The sequence below is a fragment of the Mycobacterium nebraskense genome, from assembly GCF_002102255.1.
GTDB classification, from domain to species: domain Bacteria; phylum Actinomycetota; class Actinomycetes; order Mycobacteriales; family Mycobacteriaceae; genus Mycobacterium; species Mycobacterium nebraskense.
On record NZ_LQPH01000173.1, the window covers coordinates 257,419 to 276,045 of the forward strand.

Sequence of the window (18,627 nt, forward strand, 5' to 3'; positions counted from 1 at the left end):
GGCTCTAGAAGTTGATCATGTGGCCGACCAGGCCGTGGAAGCACTCCTGCAGCGCCTCCGACATGGTCGGATGGGTGTGCACGTTGCGGGCCAGCTCGGTGGCGGTCAGGTCCCACTTCTGCGCCAGGGTCAGCTCGGGCAGCAGCTCGGACACGTCGTGGCCGATCAGGTGCCCGCCCAGCAGCTCGAGGTGTTTCGCGTCGGCGATCAGCTTGACGAAGCCGCTGGGATCACCCAGGCCGTGCGCCTTGCCGTTGGCGGTGAACGGGAACTTGGCCACCACGACGTCGTGGCCTTCGTCGCGGGCCTGTTGCTCGGTCAGCCCGAAGCTGGCGACCTGGGGCTGGCAGAACGTCGCCCGTGGCAGCATCCGGTAGTCACCGAGGGCCAAAGTCTCTGCGCCGGCGATGGTTTCGGCCGCCACCACGCCCATGGCCTCGGCGACGTGGGCGAGCATCAGCTTCCCGGTGACGTCACCGATGGCGTAGATGTGCGGAACGCTGGTGATCATGTAGTCGTTGATCCCGATGGCCTTGCGGTCGGTCAGCGCGACTCCGGTCTTCTCCAGCCCAAAGCCCTCGACGTTGGGTGCAAAACCGATGGCCTGCAACACTTTCGCAGCCTTGAGTTCCTGCGCGTTACCGTCCTTGCTGACGGCGACGGTGACCTCGGCGCCGTTGTCGGAGATGGACTCGACCTTGGTTCCGGTGAGGATCTTGATGCCCAGCTTCTTGAACTGCTTCTCGATCTCCTTGGAGACATCGGCGTCCTCGTTGGGCAGCGCGCGCGGCAAGAACTCCACGATGGTCACGTCGACGCCGTAGTTCTTCAGGACGTAGCCGAACTCCATGCCGATCGCGCCGGCGCCGGCGATGACGATCGAGTCGGGCAGCTCGCGGGACAGGATCTGCTCTTCATAGGTGACCACGTTGGCCGACAGCGACGTCCCGGGCACCAGCCGGGTGCTGCTGCCGGTGGCGATGATGGCGTTGTCGAACGTAACCGTGTCGGTGCCACCGTCGTTGAGGTCCACCGACAGCGTGTTCGCGTCGGTGAACCGGCCATACCCGTTGATCTCGGTGATCTTGTTCTTCTTCATCAGGAAGTGCACGCCGGCGACCCGGCCCTCGGCCACCGTGCGGCTGCGGTCGAAGGCGGCGCCGTAATCGAAGGTCGCCTCGCCGTTCATCCCGAAGGTCTTGGCCTCTTTGGTGAAGATCTGCACCAGCTCGGCGTTGCGCAGCAGCGCCTTGGAGGGGATGCAGCCGACGTTGAGGCAGACTCCGCCCCAGTACTTCGGCTCGACGACTGCGGTGTTCAGGCCGAGCTGTGCGGCGCGAATGGCTGCGACATATCCGCCGGGACCGGCCCCGAGGACGACGACGTCAAAATGGGTCACGGCCCCTACCCTAGTGGCCGCCCGGGCGAGGCGTTAATACGGAATGAGGCCGACGAGGCAGTGGCCCGCCCGCGCGCAGTGGTAGTAGCCGAGCAGGGGCGCCGCGGCGGCCAGGGAGGCGAATGGCCCCGACATCACAGCCAGCGACAGCGCCGAGGCCAGCGGCCTGCCCTCGATCATCGCGAGCAGCACGCCGGCGACGGCGCATGCCACCACGTACACCAGGACCACGAAGAGCGCCGGGGTCTTGTCGCCCGAGTGGTACCACCAGTAGAACAGGCCGAACCCGATGTCGGCCGCCACGAACCACACGCCGAGGATGACCAGCAGCAGCTTCCACCACTTCAGGTAGAGGTAGCGCCCGGGAACGGTGACCGGTTGTACCGGCAATACGACGGAGTCGGCGGCCGCATCGTCGGGGGCCGGCTCAGTCGTCTCCGGCTCGTCCCTCGCGGCGGGCTGCGCGCCGGTGTCGTCGGAATCCGAGAAATCCGGCACCCACGACTGCGTCCCCGTCTCCTCGTCGGAATCCGAGAAGTCCGGCACCCATGACTGGGTCCCCGGACTCGACGGGGTGTCGTCGTCAGCCACGCGAGGTCACCTGGAGGGCGACGAGCACGCCGAACCAGCCGGGCGCCACCGACAGGATGAACGCGCCCAGCATCGTCACCCATCGGCGCCCGGAGAACAAGATCGTCACCAGCCCGGCCGCACTGGGAATCCCGACCACCGACGCGAGGGCGAAGGCCGGGCGGATGCTCGGGTGGACCGCCACGGCGAATCCCACCCCCACCAGCAACCCGACCGCGGCGCCGATCAGCATGGCGGCGGCCAACAACCGCGGACGCGGGAGGGGGATCACGCTTTCGACATTACTGCTGTCACCGACCCGGAGGGCACGTTCGGAATGCCGCGTCAGTCACGACCTGACCGCGCACGCAAGGGCGTTCGCCACGCTCGTAATCGGCGCCGGTGATGACCGGTGCGGCCCGCAGCGCGGCCTGTTCGTCGTCGGTGAAGACGCGGCCGCGGGACAGGAACCGCACCCCTTCAGGCGCCTCAAGGCTGAATCCGCCGCCGCGGCCCGGGACCACGTCGATGACCAGCTGGGTGTGCTTCCAGGTCTCGTACTGCGGGCCCGAAATCCACACCGACACCCCGTCCTTGACGTCGAGCACGCCCAGCAGCACGTCGCGGTCGCCGACGATGAAGTCCCCGAGCGGGTAGCACATCGGCGACGACCCGTCGCAGCAGCCGCCGGACTGGTGGAACATCACCGGACCGTGGCGGTCCTGCAGGCGGGCCAACAGTTCGGCGGCGCCGGCGGTGATGACAACCCCTGGTGGGGGCCCGGGATCCATCTAGAAGAAGCCCTGCGCCCTTTCGGAGTAGGACACCATCAGGTTCTTGGTCTGCTGGTAGTGGTCGAGCATCATCTTGTGGTTCTCCCGGCCGATGCCCGACTGCTTGTAGCCGCCGAACGCGGCGTGCGCGGGATACGCGTGGTAGCAGTTGACCCACACCCGGCCGGCCTGGATGTCACGCCCGGCCCGGTAGGCGGTGTTGCCGTCGCGGCTCCACACCCCCGCGCCCAGACCGTAGAGGGTGTCGTTGGCGATCGAGATCGCGTCGTCGTAATCGGAGAACGACGTCACCGCCACCACCGGGCCGAAGATCTCCTCCTGGAAGATCCGCATCTTGTTGTTGCCGGCGAAGATCGTCGGCTGCATGTAGTAGCCGCCGGACAGGTCGCCGCCCAGCTCGGCGCGCTCCCCGCCGGTGATGATCTTGGCGCCCTCGTCCTTGCCGATCTCGATGTAGGACAACACCTTTTCCAGCTGATCGTTGGACGCCTGTGAACCCAGCATGGTCTCGGTGTCCAGCGGATCGCCCTGCCGCACCGCCTTGGTCCGGATCGCGGCCAGCTCCAGGAACTCGTCGTAGATGTCGGACTGGATCAGGCTGCGCGACGGGCAGGTGCACACCTCGCCCTGGTTGAGGGCGAACATGGTGAAGCCCTCGAGTGCCTTGTCCTGGAAGTCGTCGCCCTTGGCCATCACGTCGGAGAAGAAGATGTTGGGGCTCTTGCCGCCGAGCTCGAGGGTGACCGGGATCAGGTTCTGCGAGGCGTATTGCATGATCAGCCGCCCGGTGGTGGTCTCCCCGGTGAAGGCGATCTTGGCGATCCGGTTGCTCGACGCCAGCGGCTTGCCCGCCTCGGCGCCGAACCCGTTGACGACGTTGACCACCCCGGCCGGCAACAGGTCGCCGATCAGTGACATCAGGTAGAGCACCGAGACCGGCGTCTGCTCGGCGGGTTTGAGCACCACCGCGTTGCCGGCCGCCAGCGCGGGCGCCAGCTTCCAGGTGGCCATCAGGATCGGGAAGTTCCACGGGATGATCTGCCCGACCACGCCGAGCGGCTCGTGGAAGTGGTAGGCGACGGTGTCCTCGTCGATCTGGGACAGCGAACCCTCCTGCGCGCGGATCGCCCCGGCGAAGTAGCGGAAATGGTCGACCGCCAGCGTGATGTCGGCGCCCAGCGCCTCGCGGACCGGCTTGCCGTTGTCCCAGACTTCGGCCACCGCCAGCGCGGCCTTGTTCTCCTCGATCCGGTCGGCGATCTTGTTCAGGATCGCCGCGCGCTCGGCCGGTGCGGTCTTGCCCCACGCCCTAGCCGCCCCGTGGGCGGCGTCGAGCGCCTTCTCGACATCGGCCTCGTCGGAGCGCGCCACTTCGCAGAACGGCTGGCCGGTCACCGGCGTCGGGTTCTCGAAGTAGCGACCCTGCGCCGGCGGGACCCACCCACCCCCGATGAAGTTGTCGTAGCGGGATTCATACGACATCAACGCCCCAGCGGAACCTGGACGTGCGAAAACAGTCATATGCTCTCACTCCTCGCTCGTCGGTGTAATACACCTCACACTACCGCCGGAGGCCACAATGGCTTCCATGACGTCACAAGCCGCCGCTCCCCCCGACGACGCCCAAGACCCCTACCTGTGGCTCGAGGACGTCACCGGCGACGAGGCGCTGGATTGGGTGCGGGCGCGCAACGAACAGACACTGGCGACGTTCCGCGATGAGGATTTCGAGCGGATGCGCACCCAGGCGCTCGAGGTGCTCGACACCGACGCCCGCATCCCGTACGTGGTCCGCCGCGGCGAGTACCTCTACAACTTCTGGCGCGACGCCGCCAACCCGCGCGGGTTGTGGCGGCGCACCACGCTGGAGAGCTATCGCACCGATGCCCCCGAGTGGGACGTGCTGATCGACGTCGACGAATTGGGCCGAGCCGACGACCAGAAGTGGGTGTGGGCCGGCGCCGGCGTCATCGAACCGGAGTACACGCTCGCCCTGGTCGCGCTGTCCAGGGGCGGCTCGGATGCCTCCATAGTGCGCGAATTCGACATGAAGACACGCGAATTCGTCGACGACGGATTCCAGCTGCCGGAGGCCAAGTCGCAACTCGCCTGGGTGGACGCCGACACCGTCCTGGTGGGCACGGACTTCGGCGACGGCTCGCTCACCGACTCGGGCTACCCGCGGGTGATCAAGCGGTGGCGCCGGGGCACCCCGCTGACCGACGCGGAAACCGTGTTCGAGGGCGCCCGCACCGACGTTCGCGTGTCCGCCTCGGTGGATCGCACTCCCGGCTTCGAGCGCACCCTGCTGGGGCGGGCCCTCGACTTCTGGAACGAAGAGGTCTACGAACTGCGGGGCCTCCCGGAAAACCCCGAGCTGATCCGGATCGACGCGCCTACCGACGCGAGCCTGTCGATACACCGCGAATGGCTCCTGATCGAGCTGCGCACCGATTGGTTCTACGGCGCCCAGAGCTATCCCGCCGGTGCCCTGCTGGCGGCCGACTACGACGATTTCTTGTCGGGCACAGCGGAATTGAGCGTGGTGTTCGAGCCCGACGAGCACACCGCGTTGAATCACTACGCGTGGACGCGGGACCGCCTGTTGATGGTCACCCTCGCCGACGTCGCCAGCCGGGTGGAGTTCGTCACGCCGGGCACCTGGCGGCGCGAACCGGTCCCCGGCATCCCGGACGCGACCCACACCGTCGTCGTCGCCGCCGACGACACCGGCGACGAGTTCTTCCTCGACTCCAGCGGATTCGTCACCCCCTCGCGGCTGATGCGCGGCACCGGCACCGGCCCGCTCGACCAGATCAAGTCCGCTCCGGCCTTCTTCGACGCCGAAAACATGGCGGTGGCACAGCATTTCGTGGCGTCGCAGGACGGCACGCCGATCCCGTACTTCGTGGTGCGACCCGCCGACGCACAAGGACCGGGCCCGACCATGCTGTACGGATACGGCGGCTTCGAATCCGCCAACACTCCCGCCTACAGCGGCGTGCTCGGCCGGCTGTGGCTGGCCCGCGGCGGCACCTACGTACTCGCCAACATCCGCGGCGGCGGGGAGTACGGGCCCGGGTGGCACACCCAGGCGATGCGCGAGGGCCGGCACAAGGTGGCCGAGGACTTCGCCGCGGTGGCAACCGATTTAGTGAACCGGCGCATCACAAGTGTCGACCAGCTCGGCGCGCAGGGCGGCAGCAACGGCGGCCTGCTCATGGGCATCATGCTGACCCAGTACCCGGAGAGATTCGGAGCGCTTGTCTGCAGCGTGCCGCTGCTGGACATGAAGCGCTACCACCTGCTGCTGGCCGGCGCCTCGTGGATGGCCGAGTACGGCGACCCGGACAACCCTGAGGACTGGGCGTTCATCTCCGAATACTCCCCCTACCAGAACATTTCGGCGACGCGCCACTACCCGCCGGTGCTGATGACCACGTCCACCCGCGACGACCGGGTGCATCCGGGGCATGCCCGCAAGATGACGGCGGCGCTGGAGGCTGCGGGACATCGGGTCTTCTACTACGAGAACATCGAGGGCGGCCACGCCGGCGCGGCCGACAACCAACAGGTCGCGTTCAAGTCGGCACTGACCTATTCGTTCCTGTGGCGGATGCTGACTGGCCCCGCTGCGGTTAATCCCGGGCCATAGGATCGTCGACGTGTCAGCGACCCAACGCATCGAACTCACCCTGCTGGCGACCGGATTGATCTTCATCCTGGTCTCGGCGGCGCAGGCACGCTACCGCTTCATCAGCCACCGCCGCGCCGGCCGGCGGTTCTACTGGACGACCTCGATCATCGGCACCGTCTGTTTTGCGCTCGGCACGGGCAGGATCTGGCCCAACGCCGTCTGCGTTGCGGTGATCTTTTCCGGCCTCCTCGTCCTGTCGGCCTACCTGACGACGCCATACCTCAAGATCGGCGACCGCATCTACGCGTCGTCACCGGAAAACCGGCAGCCCGACCCGTAAGGAAGCCATGCCAACCAGCGAGTTCGAGACGCTCCTGTACACGACGGCCGGCCCGGTTGCCACCATCACGTTGAACCGTCCGGAGCAGCTCAACACCATCGTGCCGCCCATGCCCGATGAGATCGAGGCGGCCGTCGGCCTGGCGGAGCGCGACCCGGCCGTCAAGGTCATCGTGCTGCGCGGGGCCGGCCGGGCCTTCTCCGGTGGCTACGACTTCGGCGGCGGCTTTGCGCACTGGGGCGAGGCGATGATGACCGACGGCAAGTGGGACCCCGGCAAGGACTTCGCGATGGTCACCTCCCGCGAGACCGGGCCGACAAGTAAGTTCATGGCCATCTGGCGGGCGTCCAAGCCGGTCATCGCCCAGGTGCACGGCTGGTGCGTCGGCGGGGCCAGCGACTATGCGCTGTGCGCGGACCTGGTGATCGCCAGCAACGACGCGGTGATCGGCACCCCGTACAGCAGGATGTGGGGCGCGTACCTGAGCGGCATGTGGCTCTACCGCCTCAGCTTCGCCAGGGCAAAGTGGCATTCGCTGACCGGGCGGCCGCTGACCGGCGTCCAGGCGGCCGAGATCGAGCTGATCAACGAGGCGGTGCCGTTCGAGCGCCTCGAGGCCCGGGTCGCCGAGATCGCCGCCGAGCTGGCCCGCATCCCCCTGTCGCAGCTGCAGGCGCAGAAGCTGATCGTCAACCAGGCCTACGAGAACATGGGGTTGGCGTCCACCCAGACGCTCGGCGGCATTCTCGACGGCCTGATGCGCAACACCCCCGACGCCCTCGACTTCATCAAGACCGCCGAAACCCAGGGCGTTCGGGCGGCGGTCGAGCGCCGCGACGGCCCCTTCGGCGACTACAGCCAGGCCCCGCCGGAGCTGCGGCCCGACCCCACGCACGTTATCGTGCCTGATCGCGGCCAATGCTGAGATGAACTAGGAACCTGTCCCCCGCCGCCCAAAAAGTGTTACCGTGACAGCTATGTCTTGGCTGAGTTCTGGCCTGCGTGCAGGCGCCGCTGTCCTCGCCCTGGGTATCGCCGCTACGGCGTTCCCGAAAACCGCCGTGGCCGATTCCACGGAGGACTTCCCGATTCCGCGCAGGATGATCAACACCACCTGCGACGCCGAGCAGATCATGGCGGCCACCCGCGACACCAGCCCGGTGTACTACCAGCGGTACATGATCGACTTCAACAACCACCCGAACGTTCAGCAGGCGACGATCGACAAGGTCCACTGGTTCTACTCGTTGTCGCCTGAGGACCGCCGGACGTATTCCGAGAACTTCTTCAACAACGACCCGCTGTGGTACGCGTGGCCCAACCACATGAAGCTCTTTTTCAACAACAAGGGCGTCGTTGCCAAGTCCACCGACGTGTGCGGCCAGTACCCGCCCGGCGACATGTCGGTGTGGGACTGGGCCGAGCCAACCGGTCCACCCGGCTGGCCAGGACCTCCCAAAGGTAGGGTTCAGTAATTCAGTAATACGGTGACGCCGCCGGGGAACCGGTCGGTCTTGGCCGAACCGGCGTCGTCCTCGCGGGGCAGCATGTAGGCACGAACCGCCGAACGCGACCCGTACGGCCGCAGCATCTGGCTGGCGGGCCGGGTGCGTACCTGCGTCGGCCACCAGAACCATCGGCCCATCAGCGCGGCGACCGACGGCATCATGAACGACGCATCGACACTTCTCACCGCGAAGTGTTCCAACCACGTCCTGAGGCCGATTCGCAGTCCTTCACGCCGGCAGGGATCTCGACATTCGCGCGCCTCGTAGGATCAGCGCGGCTGTACCAATCCGCCCGCCGGGCGCTCCTCGACGTTCTTGAGGAGCAAATCGCGCACAGCGGGACGCGGTCCGTACGGTCGCAGCATTGTGCTGGCCGGCCGTGGACGCACGTGCTGCGGCCACCAGAACCAGCGCCCGAGCAGGGTGGCCAGCGACGGCGTCATGAACGACCGCACGATCAAGGTGTCGAACAACAGGCCCAGCGCGATCGTCGTCCCCACTTGGGCCATCACCAGCAGCGGGCTGAACATGAACGTGGCCATGGTCGCGGCGAACACCAGACCGGCGGAGGTCACCACCGAGCCCGAACCGGCCATCGCGCGGATCGTCCCCGTTCTGAGCCCGGCGTGGATTTCCTCCTTGAACCGCGATATCAACAGCAGGTTGTAGTCCGAGCCGACCGCCAGCAGCAGGATGATCGCCATCGCCAGCACCATCCAGTGCAACTTCATGCCCAGGATGTACTGCCATAGGAGCACGGAGAGTCCGAATGAGGCGCCTAGTGACAGCAACACCGTACCGACGATCACAAAGGCCGCCACGACGCTTCGGGTGATCACCAGCATGATGATGAAAATCAGTGTGGCTGCGGCAATTCCGGCGATCAGCAGGTCGATGTTAGAGCCGTCGTGCATGTCCTTGTACGTCGAGGCGGTGCCGCCGAGGTAGACCTTGGCGCCCTCCCAGGGCGTGCCCTTGATCGCCTCGTGCACGGCCTGCTTGATCGGTTCGATGTGTTTGATGCCTTCAGGACTCGCCGGGTCGCCTTCATGGGAGATGATCAACCGGACTGCGTGCCCGTCCGGCGAGATGAACTGTTTGAGACCCCGTTCGAAATCCGGGCTCTTGAACGCCTCCGGCGGAAGGTAGAACGTGTCGTCGTTCTTCGCTTTGTCGAAGGCATCGCCCTGGGCGGTGGCATTGTCAGACTGCGCTCTGGCCTGTTCGTTGAGACCCATAGTGGTCGCGTAGTTCGACATGATGGTGTCGAGGTTGCGCTGCTGACTCTCGATCTGCGGCGGTATGAGGGCCACCAGCTTCGGCTGGATCCGATCCAACTTGTCGAGGTTCGCGCTGAGGTTCACGATGTTCTGGGCCACCTGGTCGATGCCGTCGAGCGCGTTGAAGATCGATCGGAGCGCCCAGCAGGCGGGGATGTCGTAACAGTGCCTCTCCCAGTAGAAGAAGCTGCGGATCGGCCGGAAGAAGTCGTCGAAGGTGGCGATGTCGTCGCGCAACGATTCGGTGATCTGCACGGTCTCCTTGGTGAGCCTGGTGGTTTCATGTGTCGTGTTGCTGAGATCCTGGGTGACCTGCATCTGCTCATGCAGCGTTGCCATCGTCTTGCGCAGCTCGTCCGCCTGCTTGAGCAGGTTCTTCGCCTGTTCGTCTTGATAGTGCTGGGTCTGGATCCGCCCGGCGGCTTGTGCACTCATCTGAAAACCGAGGGTGCTGTGGTCCAGCGGCGTGCCCAATGGCCGGGTAATGGTCTGCACCCGGCCGATACCGGGAATGTGGAAGATCGCCTTGGCAACCTTGTCCAAGACGAGGAAATCGGCCGAGTTACGCAAGTCGTGATCGGTCTCGATCATTAACAGCTCAGGATTGAGCCGAGCCTGGTCGAAGTGCCGGTCCGCGGCGGCATAACCGACATTGGCCGGGGTGTCCGCCGGCAGGAAGTGGCGGTTGTCGTAGTCCGTCTTGTAACCGGGCAGGGCGAGCAGACCAACCAACGCGACCGCGATGGTCACCGCGAGAACCGGTGCGGGCCAGCGGACGACCGCGGTGCCGATGCGACGCCAGCCCCGGGTCTGCAGCTTGCGCTTCGGATCCATGAGCTTGAAGAACGAAGCCACCGTCAGCATCGCCGGAGCCAGCGTCAAAGCCGCCAACACCGCAACCAGCATGCCGACCGCACAAGGCACCCCCAGCGACTCGAAGTACGGCAGCCGGCAGAAGCTCAGGCAGTACATCGCGCCTGCGATCGTCAGCCCCGATCCCAGCACGACATGCGCGGTGCTGTGGAACATGGTGTAGAACGCTTCTTCGCGGGTCTCGCCCAGACCACGGGCCTCCTGATAGCGGCCGACCACGAAAATCGCGTAATCCGTCCCGGCGGCGATCGCCATAAGCACCAACATGTTGTTGGCGAAGGTCGACAACCCCATGACGCCGTAGTTACCGAGCGTCGCGACGACACCGCGGGCCGCTGCCAGCTCGATGAACACCATGGCCAGCATGATCAGAACGATGCTCACCGACCGGTACACGAACAGCAGCATCACCACGATCACCAAGAATGTGACGAGCGTGACCTTCGCTACGCCCTTCTCACCCGCGTGGGACTGATCACCGAACAGCGGACCCGCGCCGGTGACGTATGCCTTGATTCCCGGCGGCGCGGGCACCGAGTTGACGATCTTGCGGAGGGCCTCGGAAGACTCGTTCGCCTGCGGGCCGCCCATGTTGCCGGCGAGGTAGACCTGGACGTACGCGGCCTTTTGATCGTGGCTCTGCGAACCCGCCGCCGTCAGCGGATCACTCCAGAAATCCTGGACGTGCTGAACGTGTTTCTTGTCTTGCTCGACGCGCCTGACGATCTCGTCGTAGTAGCGGTGCGCTTCGTCCCCGAGTGGTTTGTCGCCCTCCAGCAAGATCATGGCCGAGGCGTCGGAGTTGAACTCTTTGAACGTCGATCCGACCCGCATCATCGACTGAAAGGATGCCGCGTCAGTCGGACTCATCGACACCGAGTGGGTTTTGGCGACGACCTCCAGCTGCGGGGCCACGGTGTTGGTGACGAACACGATGCCCAACCACACCAGGACGATCGGCAGGGCAAGCCGATGGATCATCCGCGGCAGGAACGGCGGGATCAGCGGCTGATCGACGCGCGGCGGAGCCTCGCCTGGCCCGCTCATGCGGACTTGTCCAGGCAGTAGACGAAGGCGTTCACGGTTTGGTTGGAATCTGAGCGATTCGGAGCCTTGATGACGTCACCGTGGCCGTCGTGGTTATTCACGACGAATCGGCAGGCGATCCAACTGCCGTCTCCTTGCGCCACAAGGTTTGCCGGGATGCCGGGCTTCGTTGAACTCAATACTTTGCTCCAGGGCAAGGGCACGTTCAGCGCCTGCTGCGGATGGGTGTTTTCGTCGAGGTAGTTGATGGTTGCAGTGCTGCCCGGTGAGCCCCAGACCTCGAGCGTGATCGTCTTGGCGTTGAACTCGTCGAGGACCTCGCCCGAGGTGCCACCACCGAACGAACCGCTGTGAACGCCAAAGACGCCGTGCAATCGGTATACGACGAATCCTGAGACCGCGACGACAGCTGCGATCGTGAGCACCAGCCAGAAACGCCCCAGAAGCCCCTGTTTCCTAGCGCGCTGCGGGGCCACCTCGTTGCCCTCGCTGCCGGCGGAGCCCTGCTTCATTAGCGGCTCCGTCCTTGACTCAGTCGTCGTCATGGGCGCTCCAAGTCCTTCCCGTCTTCCGGTCGCAGTTCGCCAAGCCATAGCTCCCCGTCCTCCTTGTTCATGGCTTCTCCGCGATGAGGCCGATGCACGTGGCAGTCAGCAGGCGGGTGAGGGCGGATGCGAAGTCCAGATTCCACTCGGGGGGAACCACTTCCGGCTCCTCGGCATAGGCGTCGGTGAGGCGCTCCGGCGGGTTGGCGACCTGCCACAGCGTGGCCGCCAGCGAGTACGCGGCCAGCAAGATGTCGAGCGACCCCGATCGGCCGAGTTCCGGCAACGCGCTCTCGATGGAATCGGCGAGGGAGAGCGTGGCGGCGGTGCTGATCCGCTTGACCTCGACCACCCGTTCCGCGTCCACCTCGTGTTCGAGGTGCAGGTGCAGGTTGGCCAGCAGGTCGCAGAACAGCGGGTCCTCGGCCAGGGCGTTGGCCAACGTCTCGGCGATTCGCGATGGCGACTTCGGGCCAGCCTCGGCCAGCTTGTCGGACACGGTGTTCGACCAGCGCACCCACCCTTCGGCGGAGAGGTGCAGCAGGACTTCCTTGTGCGAGCTGAAGTAGCGGCGGACCGCGGAGTAGTGAATTCCGGCTCGGCTGGCGACGGCGGTCAACGTGACGGAGGCGACGCCGGTCTCGAGCGCCAGTGAACGCGCGGCTTCCACGAGTGCCTCCGCACGTTGGCGCTTCTTCTCCTCGGTGCGGGCGCGCTGGAAGGTTAACTGCGCCACCGACCGAGGATAACGCACATTGTGTGATTTGTATAACGCACGGCGTGTGATTTGTGCCAGGTCACTCTGCCCCTGGCCCGCAAGCCTTTTCGTTCACCTTCGGGCTAGCCTGCCGGCTTCTTCCGCAGGCTTCCCAGCATCGCGACGAGCACCCCAGCGATCGCCAGCGCGGCGCCGGCGAGCAGCGTGAGGTTGAGCCATTGGTGCAGGCTTGCTTCGGCGTGGCCGACCATCACCTCGGCGATGCGGCGGATGTCGCCGGTGGTGCGGTTGAGCCCGTCGTTGACGTAGCGGCGGGCGATCTCGATGCCCGCCCATCCGCCGGCGCCGACCAGCAGCGCGGAGACACCCAGGCTCGTGAGCGCCTTGCCGCGGCGGCGGGCGACGCCCAGCGTCAGCACGGCACAGACGACGCTGAGGGCGACCGCGCCGATGCTCACCCACGGACCCCACGTGGCAAGCGGACTCAACCGCCCCTGCCGCAGCGACCCGTGAGTTGAAGGCGCCGATGCCGTCAACGGAACGTTCAGCGTCGCAGGCACTTTCACGTTATGGCTGGTCAGTATCCGCTGCAACGAGGCGTCCTTGAGCATCGGGGCCACGTCGATCTCCCACGACTCGCCGGCCCCGCCGGTGGCGAACAACCAGCGATGCGCCGCCCGATTCGCCTGCGCGAACAGCGCCGGAAACGCCGGCCCGGCCGTGAATGCGGCGGCGGCCTCGTGCAGCTCCGCGCTGTCGACGGGCCGGCCCCCCGCGTTGTGGGCCGCGATCAGCGCCATCGCGCGGTTGGTCAGTTCGTCCGCCGCGGCGGACTGCAGCGCCGGATCGCCTGCGGCCTTCTGGGCCAGCGCGGCGTAGCCGCCCTCGCTGACGACGTTGCACTGCAGCCACACCGCCGGGATCGCCACGGCGAGCGCGACGGTGGTGGCCAGCCACAGCACCGCCCGCAAAACCGCGGCCACGAATCGCACGCTGCGAAACCCAAGACCTAGGGCGCGATTCCGCGAACGTAGGCGGCCTGCCCGAGGTGTTGGGCGCAGTCGTCGATGATGCTCACCAGCCGCGCGCTGGCCGTCACCGGCGGGTCCCAATTGGTGTCGACCACCCGCTCCAACTCGGCGGCCGTCACGCCGGCGACGTACTCGAGGGTCAGCTTGTGCACCGCGTGGTAGTAACCGGACAGCAGATCCGCCGGTGCCTTGACCTTCGCGACCTGCTCGGGGCTGTGCCCGTAGCCGGTGTCGTTGCGCGGCAGGTCCAGCCCGAACCGGTCCACCCAGTCGTCGCGCAACCACACCTGCTCGACGCCGGCGACGTCGGCCAGCTGGATGTCCTGCACCCGCGCGCTGTGCCAGATCAACCAGGCAATGCTGTTGGCGCCCGGGGTCGCTCGATAGTTGGCGACCTCGTCGGTCAACCCGTCGGCGATTTCGTCGACGTGTTCGATCAACCGGGTGAAGGCGTCGCGGAGCACTTCTTGGACGGCGGCGTCGGGGCTGGAGGTGTTGGCCATACCAGCGACACTAGATCCTGGCATGACCCACCGGCACGGTCGTAGATTGTTTGGATGACTTACGACCTGATCATCCGCAACGGCACCATCGTCGACGGGCTGGGCGGTGAGCCATACGTCGGCGACGTTGCGGTGCGAGACGGCGTCATCAAGAAGGTGGGAGCCGTCGGTCACGACGGGTCACTTCAAGGCGAAGCCGCGGAGCGGGAGATCGACGCCACCGGGCTGCTGGTCACCCCGGGCTTCGTCGACCTGCACACCCACTACGACGGCCAATCCATCTGGTCGGAACGCCTGACGCCGTCGTCGGCGCACGGGGTCACCACGGTGGTCATGGGCAACTGCGGGGTCGGCTTCGCCCCATGCCGCCAGGAGGACCACGACGTCCTCGTCGACGTGATGGCCGGCGTCGAGGACATTCCCGGCGTCGTCATGACCGACGGCCTGCCCTGGACGTGGGAGACGTTCCCCGAATACATGGACGCGCTGGACTCCGGCAGGCGTGACATCGACGTCGCCGCGTACCTGCCGCACTCCCCGCTGCGCGTCTACGTGATGGGCCAGCGCGGCGCCGACCGCGAGCCGGCCACCGCCGAGGACCTCGCCAAGATGCGGGCGCTGGCCAAGGAGGCGGTCGAGGCCGGAGCGCTGGGCTTCGCGTCGTCCCGGTTGACCATCCACAAGACGGAAAGCGGCTCGCCCATCCCGAGTTACGACGCCGCCCGGGAGGAGATCGAAGAGATCGCCCGCGGTGTCGTCGACGGCGGCGGTGGCCTGCTGCAGTTCGTGCCGGACATCCCGGCCGGCGGGTACGAACACGTGCTGCAGACGGTGTTCGACGTGGCCGAGGACGTCGGCCTGCCCCTCACCTTCACCCTCGTCGTCGCCAACGCCGGCGACCCGACGTGGGAGGACGCCATCACGATGATCGAGAAGGCCAACGCGGCGGGCGGCGACATCACCGCGCAGCTGCTGCCACGCCCGATCGGGCTGATCATCGGGCTGCAGCTGTCCGCCAACCCATTCGTGCTCTACCCCAGCTACCGCGAGATCGCGCACTTGCCGCTGGCCGAGCGGGTCGCCGAGATGCGCAAGCCGGAGGTGCGCGCCCGCATCCTGGCCGACAAGCCCGGCCACGGTCACCCGATCCTGTACGTGGCTCAGATGTGGGACTGGATCTACCCGCTGGGCGACACCCCCGACTACGAGCCCGACCCGTCCACTTCCATCGGCGCCCGCGCGCGGGCGCGCGGGGTGAACCCGATGGAGGAGGCCTACGACCGGCTGCTCGACGACGACGGCCGCGCCATGCTGTTGGTGGCCACCAGCAACCTGCAGGGCAACTCGCTGGACACCGTCGGGAAGCTGCTGCACCGCGACGACGTGGTGCTGGGGCTCGGCGACGGCGGCGCGCACTACGGGATGATCTGCGACGCCAGCTACTCGACGTACTTCCTGGCGCACTGGGCACGCGACCGGAAGTCGGGGCGGTTCACGGTTCCGGAGGCCGTCCGCGAACTCACCTCGGTGCCGGCCCGCGTCGCCGGGCTGGGTGACCGCGGCCGGATCGCCGCCGGGTACAAGGCCGACCTCAATGTCATCGATCACGCCGCGTTGCGGCTGCACAAGCCCGTGATCACCTACGACCTGCCGGCCGGGGGGCGGCGCCTGGACCAGACCGCCGACGGGTACGTGGCAACGATCGTGGCCGGTGAAGTGATCGCGGAGAACGGCGTGCCCACCGAGGCTCGCCCGGGCAAGTTGGTCCGCGGTCGGCAAGCCCGCCCGGTACCCGCGCAATAACGCCACCAAAACCGCCAGATCCCGGGTAAGTTGAGCCGGTGACGAGCCCGCATTTTGCGTGGTTGCCGCCAGAAGTCAACTCGGCACGAATCTTCTCGGGTCCCGGAGCCGGGCCGCTGCTTGCTGCCGCGGAAGCCTGGGACGGCCTGGCCGAAGACCTGGCATCGTCAGCGTCGTCGTTTTCTTCGGTGACGTCAAATCTTGCCAACGGGTCCTGGCAGGGCCCGTCGTCGGCGGCGATGATGGCCCTCGCCACGCACTACGTGAGCTGGCTCAGCGCGGCGGCGGCCCAGGCCGAGGCGGTATCCAGCCAGGCCTCGGCCGTCGCGGCCGCGTTCGAAGGGGCGCTGGCGGCCACGGTGCAGCCCGCGGTCGTCGCGGCCAACCGCGCGCTGGCGCACGCGTTGTCGGCCACCAACTGGCTGGGCCAGAACACCCCCGCGATCGCCGACATCGAGGCCGCCTACGACCAGATGTGGGCGTCGGACGTGGCCGCGATGTACGGCTACCACGCCGACGCGTCGGCGGCCGTGGAGAAATTGGCGCCGTGGCAGCAGGTCCTGCAGAACCTGGGTTTCCACTTCAGCAGCAGCGGTCAGCTGACATTCGGCCTCCCGGCGGCGCGGGTCCCGCGCACGCTCTGACGGTGCCGCCCGCGCCTATCCTGAGCATCATGCGCACGAAAAAGAGGGTGGACATCGAACGGCTCGCCGCCGCTCTCCCCGACTACCCGTACGCGTACCTGGTCACGGTCGACGACGACTATCGCGTGCACACCGTGACGGTCGAGCCGCAGATGCGCGAGGCGACCATCGACGTCGGCCTCATCGGCGGCCGCACCCAACAGAATCTGGCCCAGCGCCGCGACGTCACCCTGTTGTGGCCCCCGACCGAGCCGGGCGGCTATTCGCTGATCGTCGACGGCGCGGCCGAGGTGACCCTTGAAAACCCAGCCGGGGACACCGTTCGCTTGAGCGTCGTGCCCACCCGCGCGCTGTTGCACCGCGACGCCGACCCCGACTCGCCGGAGGCGGCCAAGGGCTGCCTGCACGACTGCGTGGTGTTCTCACTACCCGCCTAGGGCGCGCCGTACAGTCTCATCCGTGAGCCGCGTTGCACCGATCGCCCCGCCGTGGAGCGAGGAAGATGCCACTGGAATCAACAGCTGGGGTCACCCGGACCGCACCTATGAGCCGCTGCTTTTGGTGCGCTGCCTGCAGCGCCACCCAGTACTGGCCACCCGGCTGCGCAAACTCGGCGAATCACTTTATGTCGCAGCGCTTTTGCCGGCCCGGACGCGCACGATCGCGATCTTGCGCACCTGCGCGCTGGTCGGTTGCGAGTACGAGTGGGGCGGGCAGGCGGCGTTCTGGGGTCCGATCGCGGGCGTCAGCGACGACGAGTGCGACGCGTTGGTGACCGGCGGCAAGGAGGCTTCTGCCGACCCGCGGTGGAGCCCGGCGGAACGGACGCTGATCGAGGCGGTGGACGAGCTGGAGCGCACCGGTTCGTGGTCGGAGGCGACGTGGATAGCACTGGGGCGCTTCCTGACCGACGAGCAGCGAATCGAATTGCTCACGGCCGTCGGCTGGTATCGCACGATCTGCACGCTGTGCAACGCACTCGCGCTTCCGGTGGAGGGCTGGATGCGGCGCTGGCCCTCAGCTGGCTGACCGGTCGCGGCCCAAGTCTCTTCGAAGGCCCGGATGCTGGTTCTTCAACAGCGGCAGCAGCAGCCGTCGCGGCATGAACTGGAACAGCCGGGTGCTGAGTTGGCTTGGCAGCCCGGCGATCACCGTGCCGCGGTCGTGCTCGAGCGCGTCGACTCCGGTGCGCGCCACCTCACGCGACGGCATCCAGAGGAACTTCGGGAAGGCGTCGGCGAATTTACGCTCGTCCATGCCCGCGTTCTTCAGGAACTCGGTGCGCACCGGTCCCGGGCACAGCAGCGCGACGGTGACACCGGTGCCGGCGAGTTCGCCACGCACTCCCTCGGTGTAGGTCTTCACGAACGCCTTGGTGGCGGCGTAGCCGGCTTGCCCCGGGAAGGGGTGGTAGCCCGCGGTGGATCCGACGTTGAGGATCGCGCCGCGTCCGCGCGGCACCATCTGCTGGACCGCGCGGGTGGTCAGATCGATGACGGCCTCGACGTTGACCCGCACCTGGGCGATCTCGTCGTCGACACGCGTCTTCGTCACCGATCCGATGGTGCCGATGCCGGCGTTGTTGACGAGGATGTCGGTGGTCAGCCCGCGGCGGTCGACCTCGTCGAGGAGGCCGGCGCGGGCTGCGGAATCCGCGACGTCGCAGGCGATCACCTCAACACGGACGCGGGAGGCGAGTTCGTCGGCCAGCTCGCGCAACCGGTCTTCGCGGCGGGCGACGAGCGTGACGCCGTGACCGCGGTCGGCCAGCTCGCGCGCGATGTCGGCGCCGATGCCCGACGACGCGCCGGTCACGACGGCGGTGCTGGTGGGTGAGGGAGTCGGAAGGGCCACGCGTTTCTCCTATGTCAAGCCGCTGCCGGTTGGCACGGCCGATTGTGGGTTTGTTGGTCGGTGTGGAGGTGGCCAAAGACA

At 67.0% G+C, this 18,627-nt stretch carries 20 protein-coding genes; 8 read left to right on the forward strand and 12 right to left on the reverse strand.

Annotated elements, in window-relative coordinates:
* Positions 1 to 4: 4 nt before the first annotated feature.
* From lpdA to exaC, 5 genes are read right to left on the reverse strand one after another with little or no spacing between them, the layout of a single operon-like run.
* Positions 5 to 1,399: a dihydrolipoyl dehydrogenase gene (gene lpdA / locus AWC17_RS28505; RefSeq protein ID WP_046182965.1), complete on the reverse strand. Its 1,395-nt coding sequence runs from the start codon at positions 1,397 to 1,399 to the stop codon at positions 5 to 7.
* Between the two features lie 33 nt (positions 1,400 to 1,432).
* Positions 1,433 to 1,990, reverse strand: coding sequence for a hypothetical protein (locus AWC17_RS28510; protein ID WP_046182964.1), 558 nt, complete (start codon positions 1,988 to 1,990; stop codon positions 1,433 to 1,435).
* Positions 1,983 to 2,261 (reverse strand): putative holin, encoded by a 279-nt coding sequence (locus AWC17_RS28515; RefSeq protein WP_047322689.1) that lies wholly within the window; start codon positions 2,259 to 2,261, stop codon positions 1,983 to 1,985. Before AWC17_RS28515 ends, AWC17_RS28510 begins: the two co-directional genes overlap by 8 nt.
* Positions 2,262 to 2,280: 19 nt before the next feature.
* The gene (locus AWC17_RS28520; protein ID WP_046182963.1) at positions 2,281 to 2,760 is read right to left on the reverse strand and encodes a DUF779 domain-containing protein; all 480 of its coding nucleotides are present in this window, start codon (positions 2,758 to 2,760) and stop codon (positions 2,281 to 2,283) included.
* A complete protein-coding gene (exaC, locus tag AWC17_RS28525; RefSeq protein ID WP_046182962.1) occupies positions 2,761 to 4,284 on the reverse strand; it encodes an acetaldehyde dehydrogenase ExaC in 1,524 nt (507 codons plus the stop codon).
* A gap of 67 nt (positions 4,285 to 4,351) precedes the next feature.
* Between exaC and AWC17_RS28530 the strand changes: the two genes are divergently transcribed.
* From AWC17_RS28530 to AWC17_RS28545, 4 genes are read left to right on the forward strand one after another with little or no spacing between them, the layout of a single operon-like run.
* Positions 4,352 to 6,418, forward strand: coding sequence for a prolyl oligopeptidase family serine peptidase (locus AWC17_RS28530; RefSeq protein WP_046182980.1), 2,067 nt, complete (start codon positions 4,352 to 4,354; stop codon positions 6,416 to 6,418).
* 10 nt (positions 6,419 to 6,428) lie between these two features.
* Positions 6,429 to 6,740 (forward strand): hypothetical protein, encoded by a 312-nt coding sequence (locus AWC17_RS28535; protein WP_046182961.1) that lies wholly within the window; start codon positions 6,429 to 6,431, stop codon positions 6,738 to 6,740.
* 7 nt (positions 6,741 to 6,747) lie between these two features.
* Positions 6,748 to 7,665 carry a crotonase/enoyl-CoA hydratase family protein gene (locus AWC17_RS28540; RefSeq protein WP_046182960.1) on the forward strand — a complete coding sequence of 306 codons (918 nt, stop codon included), beginning with the start codon at positions 6,748 to 6,750 and terminating at the stop codon, positions 7,663 to 7,665.
* A gap of 52 nt (positions 7,666 to 7,717) precedes the next feature.
* Entirely contained in the window at positions 7,718 to 8,215 is a 498-nt protein-coding gene (locus tag AWC17_RS28545; protein WP_046182959.1) for a DUF5078 domain-containing protein, read from the forward strand.
* On the opposite strand, the gene AWC17_RS28550 is transcribed toward AWC17_RS28545, so the two are convergent.
* The 6 genes from AWC17_RS28550 to AWC17_RS28575 form a co-directional block, all read right to left on the reverse strand.
* Positions 8,209 to 8,433, reverse strand: a complete 225-nt coding sequence (locus tag AWC17_RS28550; protein WP_141224836.1) for a hypothetical protein — start codon at positions 8,431 to 8,433, stop codon at positions 8,209 to 8,211. The genes AWC17_RS28545 and AWC17_RS28550 overlap by 7 nt on opposite strands.
* Positions 8,434 to 8,517: 84 nt before the next feature.
* Positions 8,518 to 11,448, reverse strand: coding sequence for an MMPL/RND family transporter (locus AWC17_RS28555; RefSeq protein ID WP_046182957.1), 2,931 nt, complete (start codon positions 11,446 to 11,448; stop codon positions 8,518 to 8,520).
* Entirely contained in the window at positions 11,445 to 11,993 is a 549-nt protein-coding gene (locus AWC17_RS28560; protein WP_046182956.1) for an MmpS family transport accessory protein, read from the reverse strand. The genes AWC17_RS28555 and AWC17_RS28560 overlap by 4 nt, the downstream gene beginning before the upstream one ends.
* 67 nt (positions 11,994 to 12,060) lie before the next feature.
* Positions 12,061 to 12,747, reverse strand: a complete 687-nt coding sequence (locus tag AWC17_RS28565; protein ID WP_141224837.1) for a TetR/AcrR family transcriptional regulator — start codon at positions 12,745 to 12,747, stop codon at positions 12,061 to 12,063.
* A gap of 86 nt (positions 12,748 to 12,833) precedes the next feature.
* On the reverse strand, positions 12,834 to 13,703 hold the full coding sequence (locus tag AWC17_RS28570) for a hypothetical protein (protein WP_047322693.1): 870 nt from the start codon (positions 13,701 to 13,703) through the stop codon (positions 12,834 to 12,836).
* Positions 13,704 to 13,720: 17 nt separating this feature from the next.
* On the reverse strand, positions 13,721 to 14,245 hold the full coding sequence (locus AWC17_RS28575) for a mycothiol transferase (protein WP_046185344.1): 525 nt from the start codon (positions 14,243 to 14,245) through the stop codon (positions 13,721 to 13,723).
* A gap of 54 nt (positions 14,246 to 14,299) precedes the next feature.
* Between AWC17_RS28575 and AWC17_RS28580 the strand changes: the two genes are divergently transcribed.
* From AWC17_RS28580 to AWC17_RS28595, 4 genes are read left to right on the forward strand one after another with little or no spacing between them, the layout of a single operon-like run.
* Positions 14,300 to 16,048 (forward strand): N-acyl-D-amino-acid deacylase family protein, encoded by a 1,749-nt coding sequence (locus AWC17_RS28580; protein ID WP_047322694.1) that lies wholly within the window; start codon positions 14,300 to 14,302, stop codon positions 16,046 to 16,048.
* A 38-nt stretch (positions 16,049 to 16,086) separates the two neighbouring features.
* The gene (locus AWC17_RS28585; protein WP_082147538.1) at positions 16,087 to 16,692 is read left to right on the forward strand and encodes a PPE family protein; all 606 of its coding nucleotides are present in this window, start codon (positions 16,087 to 16,089) and stop codon (positions 16,690 to 16,692) included.
* 29 nt (positions 16,693 to 16,721) lie between these two features.
* A complete protein-coding gene (locus AWC17_RS28590; RefSeq protein WP_046187172.1) occupies positions 16,722 to 17,129 on the forward strand; it encodes a hypothetical protein in 408 nt (135 codons plus the stop codon).
* Positions 17,130 to 17,151: 22 nt separating this feature from the next.
* Positions 17,152 to 17,721, forward strand: coding sequence for a carboxymuconolactone decarboxylase family protein (locus AWC17_RS28595; protein WP_046187170.1), 570 nt, complete (start codon positions 17,152 to 17,154; stop codon positions 17,719 to 17,721).
* Here AWC17_RS28595 and AWC17_RS28600 read toward each other — a convergent pair.
* Positions 17,710 to 18,546: an SDR family NAD(P)-dependent oxidoreductase gene (locus tag AWC17_RS28600; RefSeq protein ID WP_046187169.1), complete on the reverse strand. Its 837-nt coding sequence runs from the start codon at positions 18,544 to 18,546 to the stop codon at positions 17,710 to 17,712. The two genes, AWC17_RS28595 and AWC17_RS28600, sit on opposite strands and share 12 nt — an antisense overlap.
* Between the last annotated feature and the right edge of the window lie 81 nt (positions 18,547 to 18,627).